The sequence below is a fragment of the Burkholderia sp. Tr-20355 genome (assembly GCF_017104685.1).
Taxonomy (GTDB): Bacteria; Pseudomonadota; Gammaproteobacteria; order Burkholderiales; family Burkholderiaceae; genus Burkholderia; species Burkholderia seminalis.
This window is the reverse complement of record NZ_JAAGPK010000098.1, coordinates 1-19797: the sequence shown is the minus strand read 5'-3', so window position 1 is coordinate 19797 and position 19797 is coordinate 1. Positions and strand designations below refer to the sequence as shown.

Sequence of the window (19797 nt, the reverse complement as noted above, 5' to 3'; positions counted from 1 at the left end):
AATACGTCACCGTGCCATGTGGCAATCGAGACGGGCCTCCATGGGTCGCTTTGCGGGATGCTGAAACTCATGTGCCGCAACCGCCGCGATATCGCAAGTGCACAACGCCAGACCGACGCTACGCACTTCCGCAAACGCCGCGATGCGCATACTCGCGCCCGTTCCTCTCCCCTAATGCCGCGACTTGTCAGGCGAGGCGACTATTGTGCGTAGTGGCGGTCGATCCACGTACGATACTGGCCACTCGTGACGTTTTGCACCCACTGCTGATTCGTCAGGTACCACTCGACCGTCTTCCGGATACCCGTGTCGAAGGTTTCGGCGGGCTTCCAGCCGAGCTCGCGCTCGAGCTTTCGGGCATCGATTGCGTAACGCCGGTCATGGCCCGGCCGGTCCTGGACAAAGCTGATCTGCTCCGCATACGACTCGCCGTCATCGCGCGGCTGCAGTTCGTCGAGGATCGCGCAGATCGTCCGCACCACTTCGATGTTCGGCTTCTCGTTCCAGCCGCCGACGTTGTAGGTCTCGCCAGGCACACCATTCGCCAGAACCGCGCGGATCGCCGAGCAGTGATCCTTGACGTAGAGCCAGTCGCGAATCTGCTGGCCATCGCCGTAGATCGGAAGCCGCTTGCCGGCCAGCGCATTCAGGATGATCAGCGGAATCAGCTTCTCGGGAAAATGATAGGGACCGTAGTTGTTCGAACAATTGGTGGTCACCACCGGCAACCCGTACGTATGGTGCCAGGCGCGTACCAGATGATCCGATGCGGCCTTGCTCGCCGAATACGGGCTGTTCGGCTCGTACGTGTTGGTTTCGGTGAATGGTGGATCATCCGCACCGAGCGTGCCGAACACTTCGTCGGTAGAGACATGCAGGAAGCGAAACGCCTGGCGTTCGTCTGCCGCGAGGTCGGACCAGTAGGCACGCACTGCTTCGAGCAGATTGAAGGTCCCGACAACGTTTGTCTGAATGAAATCTCCCGGGCCGTGAATCGACCGGTCGACATGCGACTCGGCAGCAAAATTGATCACCGCACGCGGCCGATGCTCGGCGAGCAACCTTGAAACAAGGTGACAATCACCGATATCACCCCGGGCGAAATGATGCCGCGCATCGCCTTCCAGCGATTTCAGGGTGTCCAGGTTCCCCGCATAAGTCAACTTGTCGAGATTGACGACGGGTTCATCCGAACCGGCAAGCCAATCGAGGACAAAGTTTCCGCCGATGAACCCTGCGCCCCCCGTGATAAGCAACATACTCGCTACCTTTACTCATTTCAGAAAATTGATGTCCCGTGCGTGATTGCGAGGCATTCGCCGACATCGGACCCCGCCCCCGCCGCAATCACGCACCATGCTCACTCGGCCACGATGCCTCTGCCGCAGTAGAAATCGTCGAGCGCGAGAGACGAGAAAATTCGCTTTTCGTTGCTGGACAATCTCGCAACGAACCGCGAAAACAGTTCCTCACAACGCGCCTTGCTGATTTGCAGCGACCCAGACATGTCGTCGCGGAAACGAACCGCTTCCTTGACGAAATCCATGGCCCCCTGCTGCAACTCGTGCCGGCATTTCCGCCCTTGATCGATGTAGTCACCCGATTCACGAAACTCGACGGAATCGGTAGAGGCGTAACGAATCACCTGCTCGTCATCTGCACTGAGCATCTTTTCCAGCAGGAAGCTGTTCAGGAACATGAGCGGCGCGGTAGGCGCACGTTCGACACCCTCCGCGAAGCATCCTGCCGCCCGAACGCCGGCACCGGCCTCCAGCGACTGTCCCTTGGTATCGGTCATCAGATACAGGCCGTGCACCTTCTGATCGAGCAGCTTGATCAAATGCCGCTGGATGGTCGCGCCATAACCGACATCGACCACGGCGCCCCGGCTATCGGTATCGAGCCCCTTGTCGCGCAGATAAGCGACCGCGTTCGCACGCTCCAGCCCGGCCTGCTTGAGGATATGCGGCGTGATGAAGTGCAGGAAGGGGCGAATATGATCAATATCGTGATCCATGATCGTCAGCGGCTCGTGCCGCGCCCATACCTTCGCCCGTTCGCATTCGGCCCATTGCCGATCGTCCAGTACGGTGCCGAACCGTTCGTCCAGGAACATCGCCATGGACGCGCCATAGAAGTTGTTGGCAGCCGCGATGTCGAAGATGTCCTCGACCGTGCGAATGCAGGGCACGGTGACAGCCCGGCGAGAGATCAGCAGATATTCGCTGCGAACCGCTTGCTCCAGGCCGCCCTGCCAGCAATCGAAGACCTCTTTAAGGAACTTGCCCTCGCGCGCCAGGAAATACAGACGATCGAGGTTGTTGTCCCGCACCTGGCCACGCAACCATTCCGAAAACGCGACCACGATCGGACCGAGCAGGCTGTAGCCGATCGACCGTGCGCTCGAGCCGAACATGTCGTCGGCCGAGAAATCGGGATAACTGACAGGTCCGTAATTTTCCGACGCAAGCGTGCCGAACAGGAACTGATCGGCCGCCGGTGCCGTTTCCGCATCCGGGATCAGGTCGGTGAGTAGCGGCATCGCACGCATCATGTTGATCGGCTTGACGACGTGCGTTGCCCGGATGCCCATGTCCGCAGGGATCTGGAAATCCGATCGCTCGTTATCGCCGATCATCACCATCTGGTACGGCAAAATTTTCTCTTCTGCCAGAATATGCTCGTACAGCTTGCCGCTATCCTTGCGCACGCCGACTTCGGACGACAGATAAAGATGGTCCCAGCCGTCAACGCCGCAACGCCGCAGCATCTCTTCGATGACTGCCCGCGTCAGGAACATGTCGCTGGCCAAGATGACCTTCTTGCCCTTTTGAGCGGCGAATTTCAGGAGCGCCACCATTTCATGCCGCGGCCGGACCGACTTGATCTCGAGATCGATTTCCCGGTCAGGCGTCAGCGATTTCCGCTCCCCGCGGTCGTCGACAGCAAGGTGCCGGTAGATATCGTGGATGTCGACATCGCGTCCCTTGGCTTCCCGCGCCCGACCTTCGGCCTGCACGCGAAGCTCGCGGAAACCGGCGATCCCTTGCCGCGCATATTCGGCGTCCAGCAAACACTTGACGTAGTCGGCATCGAGAAATGGTCGGGTCAGCAGGGTGTCGAAAATGTCGAACGCAACGACCTTCACATCATCGCTTTCGATCATCGAGTGCAGATGCGCGAGCGGCCGGTCGATGTACTGATTGAGCCGCCAACGCGACCAGCTCGGCGTCCGCGTGTCACGAATGACACCGAGCTGGAAATTCCGGGACGTCGGAATAACACCCAGCATCCGTTCGATGCCGTGAGCCAGCGTTCCGTCGGTCTGCCCTTGTTCCGGCGGGAAATTGCTCCACTCCAGCCCCGCTTCCAGCAAAGGCCGCACGGCTTCCGTACACGCCCAGAACATCGATCCGGCCGGAAAATCGAAATACCCGTCTGGGAGCTTCTCCACTCCGAAACGCGGCGCCCACGCTCGCGCCACGCCCGAATTGGCCAACCAGGTATTGGCCATGTAGGGCAAGTTGTAGAAGCACTGCGGATAAATCATCCCGTAGCGACCGCTCTTGAGCGCGCGCAAGAACAGTGCGATTCTTTCCGGCTGCTCGAACAGCGAACCTAGCAGATACTCCCGCCAGCCGTCCGTCTTCCCGTTGTTGTACAACGACTTTTTCGTCTGGATGTGCGAAATGACGTCATATTTCGCCAGATCCTTGCCGAACTCGACAACGAACGGAGCGATGTCACGGCCGATATTGGGCACGACACGAACATCAACTCGGGCGGCATTCGGGATGGTCGCAAATACCTTCTCGACGGACTCGCGGGCCGCCTCGTTTGCCGTGGAAGCATAGAGATCGAACGAACACGGGATCCGGCTCAGGTACTGCGCGAACTCTCCGGCCAGATCCGCATAGTACATATGCGCGTGTACGGCCACGGACATGCCTTGAACCGCAGCCACGTCGATGCCGCCCGGGCCGACGAACTCCGCCGGCTGCGCGCGCACATGCCCGATATCCGGCCGATCCGAAAAATCGCCTTCATCGATTCTTTTCAGGAGATCTCTGGTTCCGGAATAATTTTCCGTGAAATAAGTAAAGTTGGCCGACGGCCGTCGGCCGATCCGGGCGCCTATCCACAAATAGTGATATGCCGGCTCGAGACCAATCCAGCCGACATCCGGATACTCCCGCAAATACCACTCGGCATCGAAATGCTTCCACCCGCGAATAGCGGCTACTTCTCTCTCATTGATAGTGTCGATCACAGTCGCACCCCTTTTTTAATAATGCGTCCCTCGTTGATGCCGTGATTGATGTAGTGCCGCAGAGGGTCTGCCCTGCCTTCCAGAACGTCGGGATAGGTAGCGACATAATCATCCGGATCGAACAAGCCTTGCTCTTTCAGCGAGACCTTCTGTCTCTTGTGGCTGAAATACGCCGGCAGCCAGGCGAGCGCTCGCGCCTTGCTGGAAGTCGAAAAACCTTTCGTCAACACCGAAATAACCCGGCATAACCATTCGATCTGCATCTTCAAGCCGGAAATTTGCTGATCGCGCTGTTGAATGTACTGATCGCGCTCCACAATGAGCCGCGTCAGCCCGCCGATCTCGCGAAAACGCTCGTGCAGGCGCTCTTCGCTTGTCGCCTTCTGCGCGGCAAGTTCCGCGAGCCGCGCTTCCAGAGCAAGCTGCATCTCCGTGGAGTCGGCGTGCTCCCTCGCGCGGTCCGACGTCATTGCCTGCAACTGCGTGCGCAATTCCGCGATATGGTGATCACGTTCGTGGATGTGTTGATCACGCTCCTGGATAAGCCGCGTCAGCCCGCCAATCTCACGGAATCTCTCCTGCAGGCGCTCGTCACTCGCTGCCTTTTGAACAGCAAGCTCCGCAAGCGCGGCCTCGAAAGCCCCCTGTCTCGCAGTCGCCTCTGCCCGCTCCGTCGCAAGCTCGGAAGTCAGCGCCTGCAGCTGCCCGCTCTGTTCGTCCAGATGCTCGTCATGCTCGCGAATCAGTTGTACCAATTCGCCGATCCGTTCCTGCAAGCGCACTTCGCTCGCCGTTTTCTGAGCGTCGAACTCGGCATGCTGGGCCTCCAAAGCACGCTGCAATACAGCAGAGCCGGCCTGCTCCTTCTCGAGTCTCTCCGTCAGCACCCGCAACTGATTGTCCTGATCCGCAAGATGCTGGTCGCGCGTCCGAACAAGCGTCGTCAATTCATCGATTCGCGTCTGCAAACCGGCTTCGCTCGATGCCTTCTCGGCCGCAAGTTCCGCCAACCGAGCCTCGAAAGAGCGCTGCGACGCCATGGCGTCGGCACGCTCCTTCTCAAGTTCCTCGGTCAGTGCCCGCAATTGACCGCCCTGCGTCTCGAGTTGCTGGTCGCGCTCCTGAAGAAACTGCGTCAGACCGCCAATCTGGATGTGCAAGTGCTTTTCGCTCGCCGCCTTCTGATCAGCCAGTTCCGCGAGACGCGCCTCGAAAGAGCGCTGGTGCGCGACAGCCCGCTCCGCGTCGTCACGTGCCTGACGCAGAAGACGCATGTCCTCTGTCGCTTCCATCGAATCGACAATCAGCGACGACCGCCAGTTGAGCGCATTGGTACAACGCACCTTGTTGTGGACGAAGTCCAGATTGAGCTCGGCATCGCACGGCCCGCGCCGGAACACGGCACAGAAATCGTTCCACGAATCAGCTTCCCGCTCTGCGACGAAGCTTTCCACGAGGGTCAACTCAAAGCCTTCGGTGCGCGCCAACTCTTCCAGTGCAAGCCCGGAATCCGGGTAGAAGCGCCAATAATCCTTCGGATAGCGGTGCACCGACCCATTGGAAGGCGCACTGACATAAACATGCCCACCCGGCTTCGCCTTCCGACACATCTCGATAAAGGTCCGCCAGAAGGCATTGTCATGTTCGAAGACCGATGACGCGATGACCAGATCAAAGTGATCGTCCGGTACGCCCCAATCGCTGATGCCGGTGATGACGACATCGACCCCGTCTCCCGCCACAAAATCCAGCCCGACATACTCGGCATTGCGCGGAGAATGATCTCGCAATGTGCCGTTGATGTTCTGCGCGCCGATCTCGAGTATCTTCGAAGGGATCGATGGCAAATAGGTATCCATGACCAGACCACCAATCTTATATGCAGTGTCATGCATACGCCGCTTCCTTATACATAGAGTTCACTCTCGCTTTATTTCAAAGCGACTCATAAAGTCGAATCGCGTCCTCAACGGTCTCGCAAGTCTTGAGCACGCCGTTTTCCAGAACCGCGGCATGAGTGCAGACATTGCGAATCAGATCCGTCTGGTGCGCAACGATGATCATGGCGCGATCACCCCGTTTTTCGAACAGCTCGACATTGCATTTCTGATGAAAACGGTGATCGCCGACCGACATGCCCTCGTCGATCAGGAAGCAATCGAATTCGATCGACATCGAAATGGCAAAAGCCAACCTCGAGGCCATCCCGGAAGAGTACGATTTGACCGGCTCGTCAAGATACGCACCGAGTTCGGCAAAATCCTCGACCAGATCAAGGGTCTTGCGATAATCGACGTCGTATATGCGGGCAATCAGCCGCACATTGTCCTTGCCGGTCAGGCTACCCTGGAACGTCCCGCCGAATGCCAGCGGCCACGATACCGACATCGTCTTGATGACCTCGCCGGAATGCGGTTTGTCCGACCCGCTGATAATGCGAATCAGAGTAGATTTTCCCGCTCCGTTGCGGCCGAGGATGCCCCACCGCTCGCCCGCCTGAACACGAAGGTTGACGCCTTTGAGCACTTCGCGATGCGATCGCCCGTGATGGATCGAATACCGTTTGGTGACATTACGCAGTTCAATCATGCCGGCCTCAACTCAGTTCAATTGCACGCGCCGGATGGCGATGTGCGCAATCGACAGAGCAAAGAGAGTAAAAAACAACAATACGGTTACCGTATAGCCAAGGTAGTACAGCGTAGGCATTCGGTCCCCGTAATATCCGTAATGGAAATACTCCACCGCGTCGACCAACGGAAAGTACGTCAGCAATTCCGCGAGCCGCGGCGGCAGGACGTATGTCGGAATGAAAACACCCGAAAAGGGGATCATCAGGTACAGGATGACGTGCGAGACGCGCTCCACCGCCTCGCTCAGCTCGGACAACGCCGCCATCGTCATGACGAAGTTGAACGAAAACCAGACGACCAAAAAATATCCGAGAATCATGCTGAGCGGATCAGCGGGAAGCTGGCAAATGCCGATCACCACCAATACCGTGTACAGCAGGAGAAACGAAGCGGTAGCGCCTGCAAATTCAAGAATGATGCGCGAGTACAGTATGTCGATCGGGCGGATCGGCTTGTGATGCAGCAACGAGCGATTATATTCGATGGCCTTGATTACCCGGCTGGCTGTATTTCGCCAGAACAGCAGGGTCGGATAGCTGACCGCCAAATATTCGGCAACCGAATACTTGGCCTTCGATTCCGTATGACTGAAAATAATCATCACGCCGACAACAAACATCGCCGGCTCGGCCATCATCCACAACACGCCGAGCCCTTCGCGACCGAAACGCGTGATCATCTCGCGCATGACCAGCGCCCAGATCACGCGGATCTGAATGCGCGACTGCTCCCAAAATGTCGGCGGACGATAGTCAGCGGTCATAGTGTTCTTTCACTCCACCGATGACGATGGTCAACACGCCCCACAAGACAAGGCCAAGCAGGAAAGTGGCGAGAATGGCTCGCCCCCGGCGCGGGCTCATCGCATAGTCGGGCAGACTGGGTTCGGCAATACGCTCAAGGTAAAGCTGCTTGCGCTCGGCCTCGACGCGCGCCTGATCCAGCAAGGTGATGGCGCCTGCAAGGATTTTGTCGGCCACCTCCTTCTCCAGTGTCAGACGCTGGAATTCGGCGGCCTTGCTGGCCAGCGAAGCCCCTTGCGAACCCGCCACGCGCTGGCTCACCTGATCGATCGCCTGCTGCAGCAGCTTCGCGCGATCGCGCAGGGTCGGCAGTCCCGGATTGTTCGGCGACAATCGTTCCATTTGGGCAATCTGCACACGTGTGGCAATCAAATCGTCCTGAAGCTTTCCAACCTGCTGCAGCGGGATCGTGGACTGGCGCTCGGGGTCGATCACGCCCGCACTGTTCCGATAATGCGCCAATGCCAGCGTGGCGACCCGGTCACGTTCCTTTGCCACGTCAACATCGTGCTGGGCCGTATTGATCAAGTCTGCCCGGGCGCGCGTATTCATCTGATTGACGATCCGCTCACCCAGTTCCAGCAGGCGCTTGTTCATGCTCCATGCAAGATGGGGGTCGTATGCGTTGGTATTCAACGTCACGATCGAGGAATCGGTCTCGACCTTGGCATCGACGATATTCTTGCCGTAGTAAAGATAAAACTCTTCCAGGCTGCTGTTGAGCCCGAAGATAGAAAAACGATTAATAAAGTCAATCGATCCACTCTGAAACGCCGACTTGATGTGCTGTTCTTTATCCAGCACCATCATCGCATCACGAGAAAGAATGTATTTCTGAACCGTATAGGCATCGCCGTCTGATTGAGAAAATCCACCGACGCCTTTCAGCAATCCGCCCAACCCTGACGCACTGGACTGTTGCGGACTGCGAATCAGAAAACTGCTAACCGACGTATATTGATCGCTGGCAACAAGACCAAAATAAACAATCGAAGCAGCAGTAGGAATGACGACCGTTATCAAAAACAAACGGTTAATTCGCTTCAAAAATTTCATAATCACTTAAACGTCTGGACGCCAGACACGATCGGATAGGCTACGGAGAACACGAGGTTCAGCACTTTCTGCAGTTCTGCCACCGGCGCATTGGAGACGTAGAGAACGTCCCTGTTGTCCATCATGAAGCTCTGCGCCACGAAGAACGAATCCGGGTCTTTGAGGTTGATGTGATAGATGACCGGGACTTTGCCATTTGCCGTCGTTCGCACCGGCTGGTTGGGCCAATTGAGCGCCTGCTGATCCTCCAGCCGGAAGATGAACACGCCCTGCGCATCCGAACGCGAGTCTTGCAAGCCGCCTGCCCGCGCCAACGCCTGCGCCAGCGTGATGCCCTGCGCCTCGAAATTGATTTCCTCGTTCTTGCCGGTCGCACCGAACGCGGTGAAGCTGTAGGGCTGGAACAATGCCGTAACGACATCGCCCGCCCTGAGCGGGACATTCTGGCGCGGATCACGTATCACCGTCTCCAGGGGCTCGAGCGCAACCGTCTCGCCACGCGTCACCTGAATCATGATTTTGTTGATCGGCTGTTTAACGCCACCGGCCGCGGCAACCGCGTCGAGAACGCGCTCGCCGCGTGCACTCAACTGCATGCGCGTGCTGCTCGATACGTCGCCCACCACCGTGACGTACGACGTTTCGTTACGCGCCAGTTGCACCAGCACCTGCGGGTCGTGCGCGATATTCTTGAGGCGCGCTGCTACAAGCGCCTGCAACTGACTCGGCGTACGGCCCGACGCCTTGACGGCACCGACGAACGGCACATGGATGTTGCCACTCCCGTCGATCACTTGCGTCGGCAGCTTGGTCAGCCGTGCGCCAGTCGGTAGACTGCTGGATGTCGGGGCGTCACTCGTGCCGCCGCCGAACAGCGTGGCAGGCGGCGCTTCCCAGATCGACACCTCCACCACGTCGCCCACGCCCAGCTGTTGCTGAAACGCCGAGTTATCGCCTAACGTTGCAGCGAAATCAGTGTTCTTGCGGCCGGCGTAGAGTTGCCGCGCAATCTGATCGGTCACATTGACGACCTGGATTCCTTGCGAACTGACCTGATTTGTGCCGCTACCACTAGCATTAATCTCGGAACGACTCGGCCCGGATGTGGGAATGGCCCCGCAAGCAGCCAGCCCAATGGCACCGCCGATGGCAGCAGCCAACCAAACACTGCGATTTAAACTCTGCATTTAACAATCCAGTCATTCAAAGGCCGCCGGATTTTACCGCACAATGTAAGATGTACCGGGGAATTCACCGGCGTGGAGCATCCGAATCGCCGACAGATACCCTTGAGGTTCCTTCGGTTTTTCGCCGCCCAGCGGCCCTGGCTTACAAGCAGCCAAATCCTTCGCCCGCCAAGGCGCGGGCCGATTTGGTGCAAACAGGCGCGGTCTCAAAAGTCCATTGCAGCCGCGCGCGACGGCGCGAGCGGATCGGTAAATCTGACATCAAGCTTCAATTGGGTTTGGCATGCTCGGCGTTTGCACGGGTCAATAGACGCGTGCGCGATTTGTCCCGTCATCCGAGATGCCATAGAATTACCCGGCGGAATTGTTGCATGAGCCGTCAAGCTTCGGCAAACAGAAACATTTTTCATTTCCGCAAGCACAACCACATTGCACCCGCGTGACCAAAATACTTCTAGACGTCACTCGTCTTGCCACTCGCTTTTATGATGGCCTGATCCCCACCGGGGTAGACCGAGTCGGACTGGCCTACATCCGCCGGTATGGCGACCGCGCACGTGCAGTCCTGAGCGAACGTGGCTTTTCCACGGTTTTAACGGAAAAAGACTCGCAGAAGGCCTTCTCGCTGCTGCTGTCGTCGAGTCACGATCGATGGGCGCTGCGCAGAATTGTTGCTTCCGCGTTGCTGAACCAGCTTTATCCGCCACGATTCGATCGCGCAATTTTGTTGCATACCAGTCACAACGGGATGGAGTTCACCCGGTACTATCGGGCGATGGCGCAACGTAACGCGCGCTCGGTCTTCATGGTTCACGACCTCATTCCGTTGACGCACCCGGAGTACTGCCGCCCGGGTGTGGACGCGTCGCATCGCACCCGCATCCATACTGCGCTACGGCATGCGAGTGGCCTGATCAGCAATTCACAGGCGACTTACGACGAACTGGCGAACGAAGCGCGACAAGCGTCGCTGCCGCTTCCACCGGTCGTCGTCGCGCCGCTCGCCCCCGCGGTAGAGCCTCATCCGCCGAGCCCGCCGCCGATCGAGGCGCCTTATTTCGTGATGCTCAGCACGATCGAGCCGCGCAAGAACCACTGGTTCATCCTGCACGTATGGCGACGCCTGGTCGAGCAGATGGGCGACGCCGCCCCCAAGCTCGTCGTCATCGGCCGGCGCGGCTGGGAATGCGAGAACGTCGTCGACATGCTGGAGCGGTGCGCCACAATTCGCGGTGCGGTCATCGAGGAATCGGATTGCAGCGACGATCGGCTGCATGCGTGGTTGCAGCATGCGCGAGCGCTCGTGTTCCCGTCGTTCGCCGAAGGCTACGGCATGCCGCTCGTCGAGGCGTTGATGCTGGGCGTGCCGGTGCTCGCCAGCGACCTGCCGGTCTTTCACGAGATCGCGTCGGACATTCCCGACTATCTCGACCCGCTCGACGGGCCGGGATGGCTCTCCCGGATTCGCGCGTACGCCCGGCCGGACAGCGCCGAGCGAGCGAACCAGATCGCGCGGCTCGAATGCTTTCGAGCGCCGACGTGGGCCGAGCACTTTGAACGAATCGACGGCTTTCTCGAGTCGATCCGCTAAATGATTCCGGCACCGACCGAATCTCAGATGACGCCCGAAATCAAGCCACCCGCCGCAACCGACATTGTGCCCGGCAAGCGCAGAAGCAAGTGGCCAACCGGAAAGTCGCCGTTCGTGTGGATCGATTCGTGGCTCGGCATCACGCTTGCCCGCACGTCGGCATCGCTCGGACGTACCGTCTGCCCGGTCTGTCCCGGCCCCGTCTTCGTTCGACATGCGCCGCCTCTTTCCTGGTTCCGCATTCCGCCGGATCTGGTCGCGCGCGGCGGGCTTGTCGCCGCACTCGACCGCGTGCTCCTGGCTTCGCCCGTCGCCGACGCGAACGCACGATGTCGCGATCTGATCCACCGAGTCCTCGATAGCGATGCGTTGCACGTTCGGCACCGGGTGGCCGAATTGCCGGACGCATGGCACGCATCCGGTCGCGACAGGCGCATCGTGCTGATCGACGAACGAGAAACGTCGCATGCCGATATCTGCACACCGGCAGGGCACCGCCGCGGAAACTTTGCTGCGATGGCAGATGCAGCACGTATTGCGCACCCCGGCGCCGACGTGTGGATCCTTCGCTCCGCCGACGCAGGCGCCGGCGATTGGTTGTCGAACAAAACACAACTGCCCGGGAATACCGGAGTCCTCGACGCCGCACATTCGTTGAGGGACATCCTTCGACGGGTGGACGCCGTCTATGTCGTCGGCGCGTCCGAAGGGATGGCGGCGCTTCTGTCCAGCATCCCGGTCCATGTGTTCGGTACACCCTATTACGCCGGCTGGGGACTGACCCAGGATCGCACCACGATGGCGGAGCGGCGTGCGCGCCCGTCCGTGTTTGCGTTGTTCGATGCCGTGTTCCTGCAACTCGCGCATTACCTCGACCCGGCACGCGGCACCCGGGGCACGCTCGAAAACGCCCTCGACTGCATCGAGCTGCAGCATACCGTCGCCGCCCGCTACAGCGACCTCGGACGGGTTGCCGGCGTGCGCTTCCAGTGGTGGAAGCGGCCGTATGCGACGCCGTACCTGTCGGCAGGGGGCGGGACATTACGTTGGGTAGCGGATCCACGCGACACGCACAGCGACGAACATGCAGCGATATGGGGCGGACGTCCCGCCGAAGGCCTGCCGGACGGGGCAGCACACATCCGGATTGAAGACGGTTTCATCCATTCGACGGGACTCGGTTCCGACATGTCTCCGCCGTGCAGCCAGGTGATCGACCGCCGCGGCCTGTATTTCGACGCGAGTCGCCCGAGCGACCTGACCGTCATTCTCAACCAGGCGACGTTCAGCGAACCGGAATTGCGGCGCGCGGCAGCGCTACGGCAGGCGATCGTGCAGTTCGGGCTCACGAAATACAATCTCGGCCGCCAAGCGCCGACATGGCGCATTCCGCATGACAAGCGCATCGTCCTCGTCGCGGGCCAGGTTGCGGACGATGCGTCGATCCGGTTGGGAACGGGCACGATAGCCACGTCGGAAGCCTTGTTGCAGGAAGTGCGTGCTCGCCGACCTGACGCATTCGTCATTTACAAGCCGCATCCGGACGTGCTGTCCGGCAATCGCGCCGGGCTCGTCGACGCAGCGCACCTCGCAGACGTCGTCGATGCGCACGCTGATCTCATTTCGCTGATCGACGTGGCGGATGAACTGCATACGCTGTCCTCACTCGCCGGCTTCGACGCGTTGATGCGCGGGAAAGAAGTCCATACCTACGGCTTGCCCTTTTACGCAGGCTGGGGACTGACGCATGATGCGCTGGACCAGCCGTGGCGCGAACGCCGACTGTCGCTCGACATGCTGACAGCGGGCGTGTTGCTGCGTTACGCGATCTATTGGGACTGGCAGCGCTCGCTGTTCACGACGCCCGAGGCAATCGTCCGGCAACTCGCGCCGAATGCGGCTCGACCGCTCGAGAAAATACGTGGCAATCGCGCTCGCCCGCTCGTCAAGGCGATACGCTGGACGCGCAATGCGATACGTTATGCCGGTTGGCAAGGGCGGCAATATTTTCGCGATCGAACGATGCGTTGACGGCACTCGATACTCGGTCGCCGAATCATCAGGTACAACCTGTTCGAGCCATTTCAGACGCCTTTGGCACGAGGCCGACACCCACCACGGGCAGCACGCACACGCGTCCTGCCCGTCTTTCATTTCGTCAAGCAACGTCAGACAGGTTGCCCGCCGCTCCCCGCTCAGGTTATAAAAGCGCCACCCATTCCGGTGCATGCGCCGCCCTTTTCACCCCTGACTTCGGAGAACGCATGATCGATCTCGCCACCGCCCAGCAATTCCTGATGACCCGCGGCCTCGACTTCGGCCTCAACCTCCTCGCCGCGATCGTCTTGTGGTTCGTCGGCCGCTGGGCGATCCGCATCGGTACCCGCCTGCTCGGCAAGGTCGTCCGCCGCAGCGGCAAGGTCGACCCGACGCTCACCGACTACCTGACCTCCGTCGTCGGCGTGTTGCTGACGATCCTGCTGATCCTCGCGATCCTGCAGATCTTCGGCGTGCAGACCACCTCGTTCGCCGCGCTGCTCGCCGGCCTCGGCCTCGCGATCGGCACGGCCTGGGGCGGCCTGCTCGCGCATTTCGCCGCCGGCGTGTTCATGCAGGTGCTGCGTCCGTTCAAGATCGGCGACGTGATCAGCGCGGGCGGCGTCACGGGCACCGTGAAGGAACTCGGCCTGTTCGGCACGACGATCATCACGCCCGACAACATCGTCACGATCGTCGGCAACAACAAGATCTTCTCGGACAACATCGCGAACTACAGCGCGACGTCGCACCGCCGCGTCGACCTGACCGCGAAGATCGCGAACAGCGTCGACGCCGTCGACGCGATCAACCGCCTGAAATCGTCGATCCAGCAGATCCCGAACGTGCTGACCAACCCGGCGCCGGACGTCGGCGTGCTGCAGTTCACGCCGGAAGGCCCGTTGCTGTTCGTACGCCCGTCCACGGCACCCGAGCACTACTGGCAGGTGTACTGCGACACCAACCGCGTGATCCTCGAGACGTTCCGCGACGCGCAATACCCGACGCCCGAAACCCCGGTCGCGCATCGCAACGCGTAACGGCATCGGCGGACGAAAAAAAGCGTGGCACTCGCCACGCTTTTTTATTGCGCCAAAGAAACGGCAAACGCGCGCTCAGCGCCCGCCCGTCTTCTGCGCATTGTCCGACTGTTTCCCGCGCACCAGCTTCCACACGGCGCCGAGCGCGACCGGCACGATCGCCGCGCCGATCCCGACCAGCACGATCACGTTCAGGTACTGGCGGATGAACGGGATGTTGCCGAAGAAATAACCGAGCAGCACGAGCAGCAGCACCCACACCAGCGCACCGATCACGTTGAAGAGCTGAAAGCGCGCGGCGCTCATCGACGACGCGCCCGCAACGAACGGCGCGAACGTGCGCACGACCGGGATGAAACGCGCGAGCACGATCGTCTTGCCGCCGTGCTTGTCGTAGAACGAGTGGGTCTTCTGCAGCGCGGCGCGGTCGAGGAAGCGCTCGAGCACCGGGATGTGCGTATTGAACACCTTCGGGCCGACCCAGCGGCCGATCAGGTAGTTTACGGTGTTGCCGGAAATCGCCGCGACGAGCAGCAGCACGATCAACAGGCCGACGTTCATTTCGCCCGTCGCCGCGAACGCACCGCCGATGAACAGCAGCGAATCGCCGGGCAGGAACGGGAACACGACGAGCCCCGTCTCGCAGAACACGATCAGGAACAGCACGAGATAGACCCACGCGCCGTACTGCCGGATGAAATCGCCGAGGAAAGCGTCGATATGCAGGACAAGATTGACGAAATGAAGCAGCGTATCCAAATGCGATTCCTCGAAGGCGAGAGGGCCGGAGCGGCCGGAAGAGACCAGACATGGCAGAGGCGCCCGCCAGCCAGGGCGGCGCGCGCAGTGGAGCCATGATACCGAAACTACCTTAAGGCTCCGTGAAAAAACGTAACGGATCGCCGCCCCGGCACGCGGGCGCAGCCTCGCTATAATTCGGCCATGTCCGATATCACCGAAACGGCCGCGGGCGCCGCGCCCGCCCCCGCTCCGCGCCCGCTGCGCGCGATCCAGCCCCTGCCCGACCAGCTGATCAGCCAGATCGCCGCCGGCGAGGTCGTCGAACGCCCGGCGTCGGTCGTCAAGGAGCTGCTCGAGAACGCGATGGACGCCGGCGCGACGTCGCTGCGCATCGTGCTGGAAGAAGGCGGCGTGAAGCGCATCTCGATCACCGACGACGGCTGCGGGATCCCGCCCGACGAGCTGGCGCTCGCGCTGATGCGCCACGCGACCAGCAAGATCCGCTCGCTCGAGGAGCTCGAGGCGGTCGCCACGCTGGGTTTCCGCGGCGAAGCGCTCGCGTCGATCGCATCGGTGGCCGAGATGTCGATCACGAGCCGGACGGCCGATGCCGCGCATGCGATGAAGATCGACGCGCAGACGGGCGTGCTGTCGCCCGCCGCCGGCTCGACCGGCACGACGATCGAGGTGCGCGAGCTGTACTTCAACACGCCGGCGCGGCGCAAGTTCCTCAAGAGCGAGCAGACCGAATTCGGCCACTGCCTGGAAATGATCCGCCGCGCGGCGCTCGCGCGGCCGGACGTCGCGATCTCGGTGCTGCACAACGGCAAGGCCGTCGAGCACTGGAATGCGACCGAGCCCGCGCAGCGCGTCGCGAAGATCCTCGGCGACGGTTTCGCGACCGCGCACCTGCCGCTCGACGAGCAGGCCGGCCCGCTCGCCGTCTACGGTTGCGCCGGGCTGCCGACCGCCAGCCGCGGGCGCGCCGACCAGCAGTATTTCTTCGTCAACGGCCGTTTCGTGCGCGACAAGCTGCTGACGCATGCGGTGCGCGCGGCCTACGAGGACGTGCTGCACGGCGACCGCTACCCGTCGTACGTGCTGTTCCTCGACCTGCCGCCCGAAGCCGTCGACGTAAACGTGCATCCGTCGAAGATCGAGGTGCGCTTCCGCGATTCGCGCTCGATCCACCAGTACGTGTTCCATGCGGTCCAGCGGGCGCTCGCGCGCCATGCGGGCGCGTCGCCGGAAACCACGGCGGGCGGCCATGCCGCGCATCTCGAGCCCGCGCCGCGCGGGCCGTCGTCGTTCCTGGACACGCCGCTCGGGCAGAACCTGGGCCACGCGACGGGCGGCGGCGCCGGCAGCGGCGGCGGTGGCTTCTCGTCGCCGTCGTCCTCGTCGTCAGGCAACACCTGGATGCGCCAGGCGCGCATGACGCAGGGCACGCTGCCCGTCGCGCAGCCGCTGGCGCTCTACGACGCGCTGTTCGGCCGCAAGGACACCGGCGCCGGCACGCCGGACGGCACGACGCCCCTCGCACGCGATTCGGCCGGCGCACCCGTCGCGCCCTTGCCCGGCTTCACCGCCTCGCCGATCGCCGCCACCCCGCACGACGAGCAGCCGCTCGGCTTCGCGCTCGGCCAGATCCACGGCATCTACGTGCTCGCGCAGAACGCGCACGGCCTCGTGATCGTCGACATGCACGCGGCGCACGAGCGGATCCTGTACGAACAGTTCAAGAACGCGCTCGCCGACCGCACGGTCGCCGTGCAGTCGCTGCTGCTGCCGATCTCGATGACGGCCACGCCGGTCGAGATCGGCACGGTCGAGGAAGAACGCGACACGCTCGAATCGCTCGGCTTCGATCTCGCGGTGCTGTCGCCGACGACGCTCGCGATCCGCGCGGTGCCGGCGCTGCTGAAGGACGCCGACCTGCAGTCGCTCGCCCGCGCGGTGCTCGCCGACCTGCACGCGTTCGGCGGCTCGCGCGTGCTCACCGAGCGGCAGCACGAGCTGCTCGGCACGCTCGCATGCCATCACGCGGTGCGCGCGAACCGGCGGCTGACGCTCGACGAGATGAACGCGCTGCTGCGCCAGATGGAGGCGACCGAGCGCGCGGACCAGTGCAATCACGGCCGGCCGACCTGGTATCAGCTCACGCTGAACGATCTCGACCGTCTCTTCATGCGCGGCCAATGAGCGCTTCGCTGCACCCCGCTCCAACGACGATCGCCTGCCTGCTCGGCCCTACCGCCTCGGGCAAGACGGCCGCGGCGCTGGCGCTCGCCGCGCGTCGCCCGATCGAGATCGTCAGCGTCGATTCGGCGCTCGTCTACCGCGACATGGACATCGGCACCGCGAAACCGTCGCGCGAAGAGCGCGCGAGCGTGCCGCACCACCTGATCGACATCATCGACCCGGCCGACGCGTATTCGGCCGCGGAATTCCGCGCGGACACGCTGCGCCTGATCGGCGAGATCGTCGCGCGCGGCCGCACGCCGCTGCTCGCGGGCGGCACGATGCTGTACTACAAGGCGCTGACGCAGGGGCTCAACGACCTGCCCGGCGCCGATCCGGACGTGCGCGCCCGGCTCGACGCCGACGCCGCGCGCGACGGCTGGCCCGCGCTGCATGCGCGGCTTGCGCAGGTCGATCCCGACACGGCCGCGCGGCTCGCGCCGAACGATTCGCAGCGGATCCAGCGTGCGCTCGAAATCTTCATGCTGAGCGGGCAGCCGATGTCGGCGCTGCTCGCCGCGCCGCGCCGCACGGACGATGCGGCGGCCGCGTACCGCTTCGTGCCGGTCGCGCTCGAACCGTCGGATCGCGCGGTGCTGCACGCACGGATCGCGCAGCGCTTCGACGCGATGCTCGAGGCGGGCTTCATCGACGAAGTCGAACGGTTGCGCCGCCGCGACGATCTCCATCCCGACCTGCCGTCGATGCGCTGCGTCGGCTACCGGCAGGCGTGGGAATTCCTCGACGGCGATACCGACTACCGGACGATGCGCGACAAGGGCATTTTCGCGACGCGCCAGCTCTGCAAGCGCCAGATCACGTGGCTGCGCGCGATGCCGGAGCGGATCGTCGTCGACTGCATCGCGCCGGATTCGACGGTCCGCGCGCTCGACGCGCTCGAACGCGTCCTCGACGGCAGCACGCCGGGGAGCTGAACGCGTCAGCCGTCCCGGCGCGCCGCGAGCCGCGCACGGGCGCCGTCGACGATCCACGCGATGCCGCGCTCGAACGCCTCGTCGCCGCTGCGTTCGCGCAGCGCGGCCCAGCCTTTCGCGAGCAGCGGATACTCGGCCGCATCCGGCAGCGACGCCTCGGCGTCGCCGTCCGGTTCCGCCTGCTCCTCCAGCACCCATCCGACCACGAAGCGGCCCAGCGCATACATCACGTCGACCGCCTCCTCTGGCGCGAAACCCGCTTCGCCGAGCAGCGCGACCTTGCGTTCGATCGAGCTGAAATGCAGCGCCCGCGGCCGCGTCCCGGCATGCAGGCGCGCGCCGTCGCGATAGGCCAGCAGCGCGTGGCGAAAACTGCGCGCGTTGTCGAGAAGCCACGCATCCCACGCGTCGCCCGGCCGCGGCAGCGACGCGTCGTGGCGCTCGAGCATGATCGCCTCCGCCATCGCGTCGAGCAGTTCGGCCTTGTTCCTGAAATGCCAGTACAGCGTGGGCGACTGCACGCCGAGCCGCTCGGCGAGCCGCCGCGTCGACAGGCCATCGATCCCCACTTCGTCCAGCAAGTCGAGCGCCGCGCGCAATACCGTGTCGCGCGTCAGTCGCGCCCCTATGTCCTTCATCTCTATCACCGATAGGGAAACCATGGAATAATCACCACTCTATCATCGATAGAGTGACCTTCTTGAATCCATCCCTGATTGCCATCCTGGCCACGGTCCTGCTCGACGCGATCGGCGTCGGAATCGTGATGCCGATCCTGCCCGGGCTGCTGCGCGCGCTCGCCGGCGCGGGCGGCATCGATACCCACTACGGGATCCTGCTCGCGCTGTACGCGTTCGCGCAGTTCCTGTGCGCGCCGCTGCTCGGCGCGCTGAGCGACCGTTTTGGCCGCCGCCCGGTGCTGCTCGCGTCGCTCGCGGGTGCCACGCTCGACTATCTGCTGATGGCGCTCGCGCCGACGCTCGCCTGGCTTTACGTCGGGCGGCTGATCGCGGGCATCACCGGCGCGAACGTCGCGGTCGCGACCGCCTACGTGACCGACGTGACGGCCGAACCCGACCGCGCACGACGCTTCGGCCAGCTCGGCGCGATGATGGGCATCGGCTTCATCGCGGGCCCGTTGATCGGCGGCCTGCTCGGCGCGCTGCACGTGCGCGCGCCGTTCGTCGCGGCCGCGCTGCTCAATGCGCTCAACCTCGCGCTGGTCTGGCGCGCGCTGCCGGAATCGCGGCCGCGTTCGGCCCA

15 protein-coding genes are annotated in these 19797 nt (G+C 62.4%); 6 read left to right on the top strand and 9 right to left on the bottom strand.

From position 1 onward, the window contains the following. Positions 1–200: 200 nt before the first annotated feature. The 7 genes from rfbB to G3N62_RS22715 all read right to left on the bottom strand — a co-directional run bounded on the left by rfbB (position 201) and on the right by G3N62_RS22715 (position 9949). A complete protein-coding gene (rfbB, locus tag G3N62_RS22745) occupies positions 201–1259 on the bottom strand; it encodes a dTDP-glucose 4,6-dehydratase (RefSeq protein ID WP_034187190.1) in 1059 nt (352 codons plus the stop codon). A gap of 101 nt (positions 1260–1360) precedes the next feature. Beyond that, positions 1361–4270, bottom strand: coding sequence for a rhamnan synthesis F family protein (locus G3N62_RS22740; protein ID WP_034187189.1), 2910 nt, complete (start codon positions 4268–4270; stop codon positions 1361–1363). Further along, a complete protein-coding gene (locus G3N62_RS22735; protein ID WP_124607854.1) occupies positions 4267–6165 on the bottom strand; it encodes a methyltransferase domain-containing protein in 1899 nt (632 codons plus the stop codon). The genes G3N62_RS22740 and G3N62_RS22735 overlap by 4 nt, the downstream gene beginning before the upstream one ends. A 40-nt stretch (positions 6166–6205) precedes the next feature. Next, entirely contained in the window at positions 6206–6859 is a 654-nt protein-coding gene (locus tag G3N62_RS22730; protein WP_034187188.1) for an ABC transporter ATP-binding protein, read from the bottom strand. 12 nt (positions 6860–6871) lie between these two features. After that, complete coding sequence (locus G3N62_RS22725; protein ID WP_034187187.1) at positions 6872–7666, bottom strand: ABC transporter permease; 795 nt, start codon at positions 7664–7666, stop codon at positions 6872–6874. Next, complete coding sequence (locus tag G3N62_RS22720; RefSeq protein ID WP_034187186.1) at positions 7656–8762, bottom strand: capsule polysaccharide export protein; 1107 nt, start codon at positions 8760–8762, stop codon at positions 7656–7658. Before G3N62_RS22720 ends, G3N62_RS22725 begins: the two co-directional genes overlap by 11 nt. A 2-nt stretch (positions 8763–8764) precedes the next feature. After that, a complete protein-coding gene (locus G3N62_RS22715; protein WP_034187185.1) occupies positions 8765–9949 on the bottom strand; it encodes a polysaccharide biosynthesis/export family protein in 1185 nt (394 codons plus the stop codon). A 439-nt stretch (positions 9950–10388) separates the two neighbouring features. Between G3N62_RS22715 and G3N62_RS22710 the strand changes: the two genes are divergently transcribed. From G3N62_RS22710 to G3N62_RS22700, 3 genes are all read left to right on the top strand, one after another. Continuing rightward, entirely contained in the window at positions 10389–11540 is a 1152-nt protein-coding gene (locus G3N62_RS22710) for a glycosyltransferase family 1 protein (RefSeq protein WP_034187184.1), read from the top strand. Between the two features lie 27 nt (positions 11541–11567). After that, a complete protein-coding gene (locus G3N62_RS22705; protein WP_069706557.1) occupies positions 11568–13571 on the top strand; it encodes a capsular biosynthesis protein in 2004 nt (667 codons plus the stop codon). Positions 13572–13804: 233 nt separating this feature from the next. After that, positions 13805–14617: a mechanosensitive ion channel family protein gene (locus G3N62_RS22700; protein ID WP_034187183.1), complete on the top strand. Its 813-nt coding sequence runs from the start codon at positions 13805–13807 to the stop codon at positions 14615–14617. 75 nt (positions 14618–14692) lie between these two features. On the opposite strand, the gene G3N62_RS22695 is transcribed toward G3N62_RS22700, so the two are convergent. Next, positions 14693–15376, bottom strand: coding sequence for a DedA family protein (locus tag G3N62_RS22695; RefSeq protein ID WP_034187182.1), 684 nt, complete (start codon positions 15374–15376; stop codon positions 14693–14695). 183 nt (positions 15377–15559) lie between these two features. On the opposite strand from G3N62_RS22695, the gene mutL reads away from it, so the two are divergent. Further along, positions 15560–17560 (top strand): DNA mismatch repair endonuclease MutL, encoded by a 2001-nt coding sequence (mutL, locus tag G3N62_RS22690; RefSeq protein WP_049034366.1) that lies wholly within the window; start codon positions 15560–15562, stop codon positions 17558–17560. Next, positions 17557–18534 (top strand): tRNA (adenosine(37)-N6)-dimethylallyltransferase MiaA, encoded by a 978-nt coding sequence (gene miaA, locus G3N62_RS22685; RefSeq protein WP_124669278.1) that lies wholly within the window; start codon positions 17557–17559, stop codon positions 18532–18534. The genes mutL and miaA overlap by 4 nt, the downstream gene beginning before the upstream one ends. A 5-nt stretch (positions 18535–18539) precedes the next feature. Here the strand turns inward: miaA and tetR are convergent, their stop codons facing one another. Continuing rightward, positions 18540–19172: a tetracycline resistance transcriptional repressor TetR gene (tetR, locus tag G3N62_RS22680; protein ID WP_124669279.1), complete on the bottom strand. Its 633-nt coding sequence runs from the start codon at positions 19170–19172 to the stop codon at positions 18540–18542. A 62-nt stretch (positions 19173–19234) separates the two neighbouring features. On the opposite strand from tetR, the gene G3N62_RS22675 reads away from it, so the two are divergent. Continuing rightward, a partial coding sequence (locus tag G3N62_RS22675; RefSeq protein ID WP_206141302.1) for an MFS transporter occupies positions 19235–19797 on the top strand: 563 nt, incomplete at its 3' end.

Coding starts and splice junctions, on each gene's coding strand:
- G3N62_RS22715 (WP_034187185.1), bottom strand. CDS start 9,949: ATGCAGAGTTTAAATCGCAGTGTTTGGTTGGCTGCTGCCATCGGCGGT.
- mutL (WP_049034366.1), top strand. CDS start 15,560: ATGTCCGATATCACCGAAACGGCCGCGGGCGCCGCGCCCGCCCCCGCT.
- tetR (WP_124669279.1), bottom strand. CDS start 19,172: ATGAAGGACATAGGGGCGCGACTGACGCGCGACACGGTATTGCGCGCG.
- G3N62_RS22705 (WP_069706557.1), top strand. CDS start 11,568: ATGACGCCCGAAATCAAGCCACCCGCCGCAACCGACATTGTGCCCGGC.
- miaA (WP_124669278.1), top strand. CDS start 17,557: ATGAGCGCTTCGCTGCACCCCGCTCCAACGACGATCGCCTGCCTGCTC.
- G3N62_RS22730 (WP_034187188.1), bottom strand. CDS start 6,859: ATGATTGAACTGCGTAATGTCACCAAACGGTATTCGATCCATCACGGG.
- G3N62_RS22720 (WP_034187186.1), bottom strand. CDS start 8,762: ATGAAATTTTTGAAGCGAATTAACCGTTTGTTTTTGATAACGGTCGTC.
- G3N62_RS22735 (WP_124607854.1), bottom strand. CDS start 6,165: ATGCATGACACTGCATATAAGATTGGTGGTCTGGTCATGGATACCTAT.
- G3N62_RS22700 (WP_034187183.1), top strand. CDS start 13,805: ATGATCGATCTCGCCACCGCCCAGCAATTCCTGATGACCCGCGGCCTC.
- rfbB (WP_034187190.1), bottom strand. CDS start 1,259: ATGTTGCTTATCACGGGGGGCGCAGGGTTCATCGGCGGAAACTTTGTC.
- G3N62_RS22725 (WP_034187187.1), bottom strand. CDS start 7,666: ATGACCGCTGACTATCGTCCGCCGACATTTTGGGAGCAGTCGCGCATT.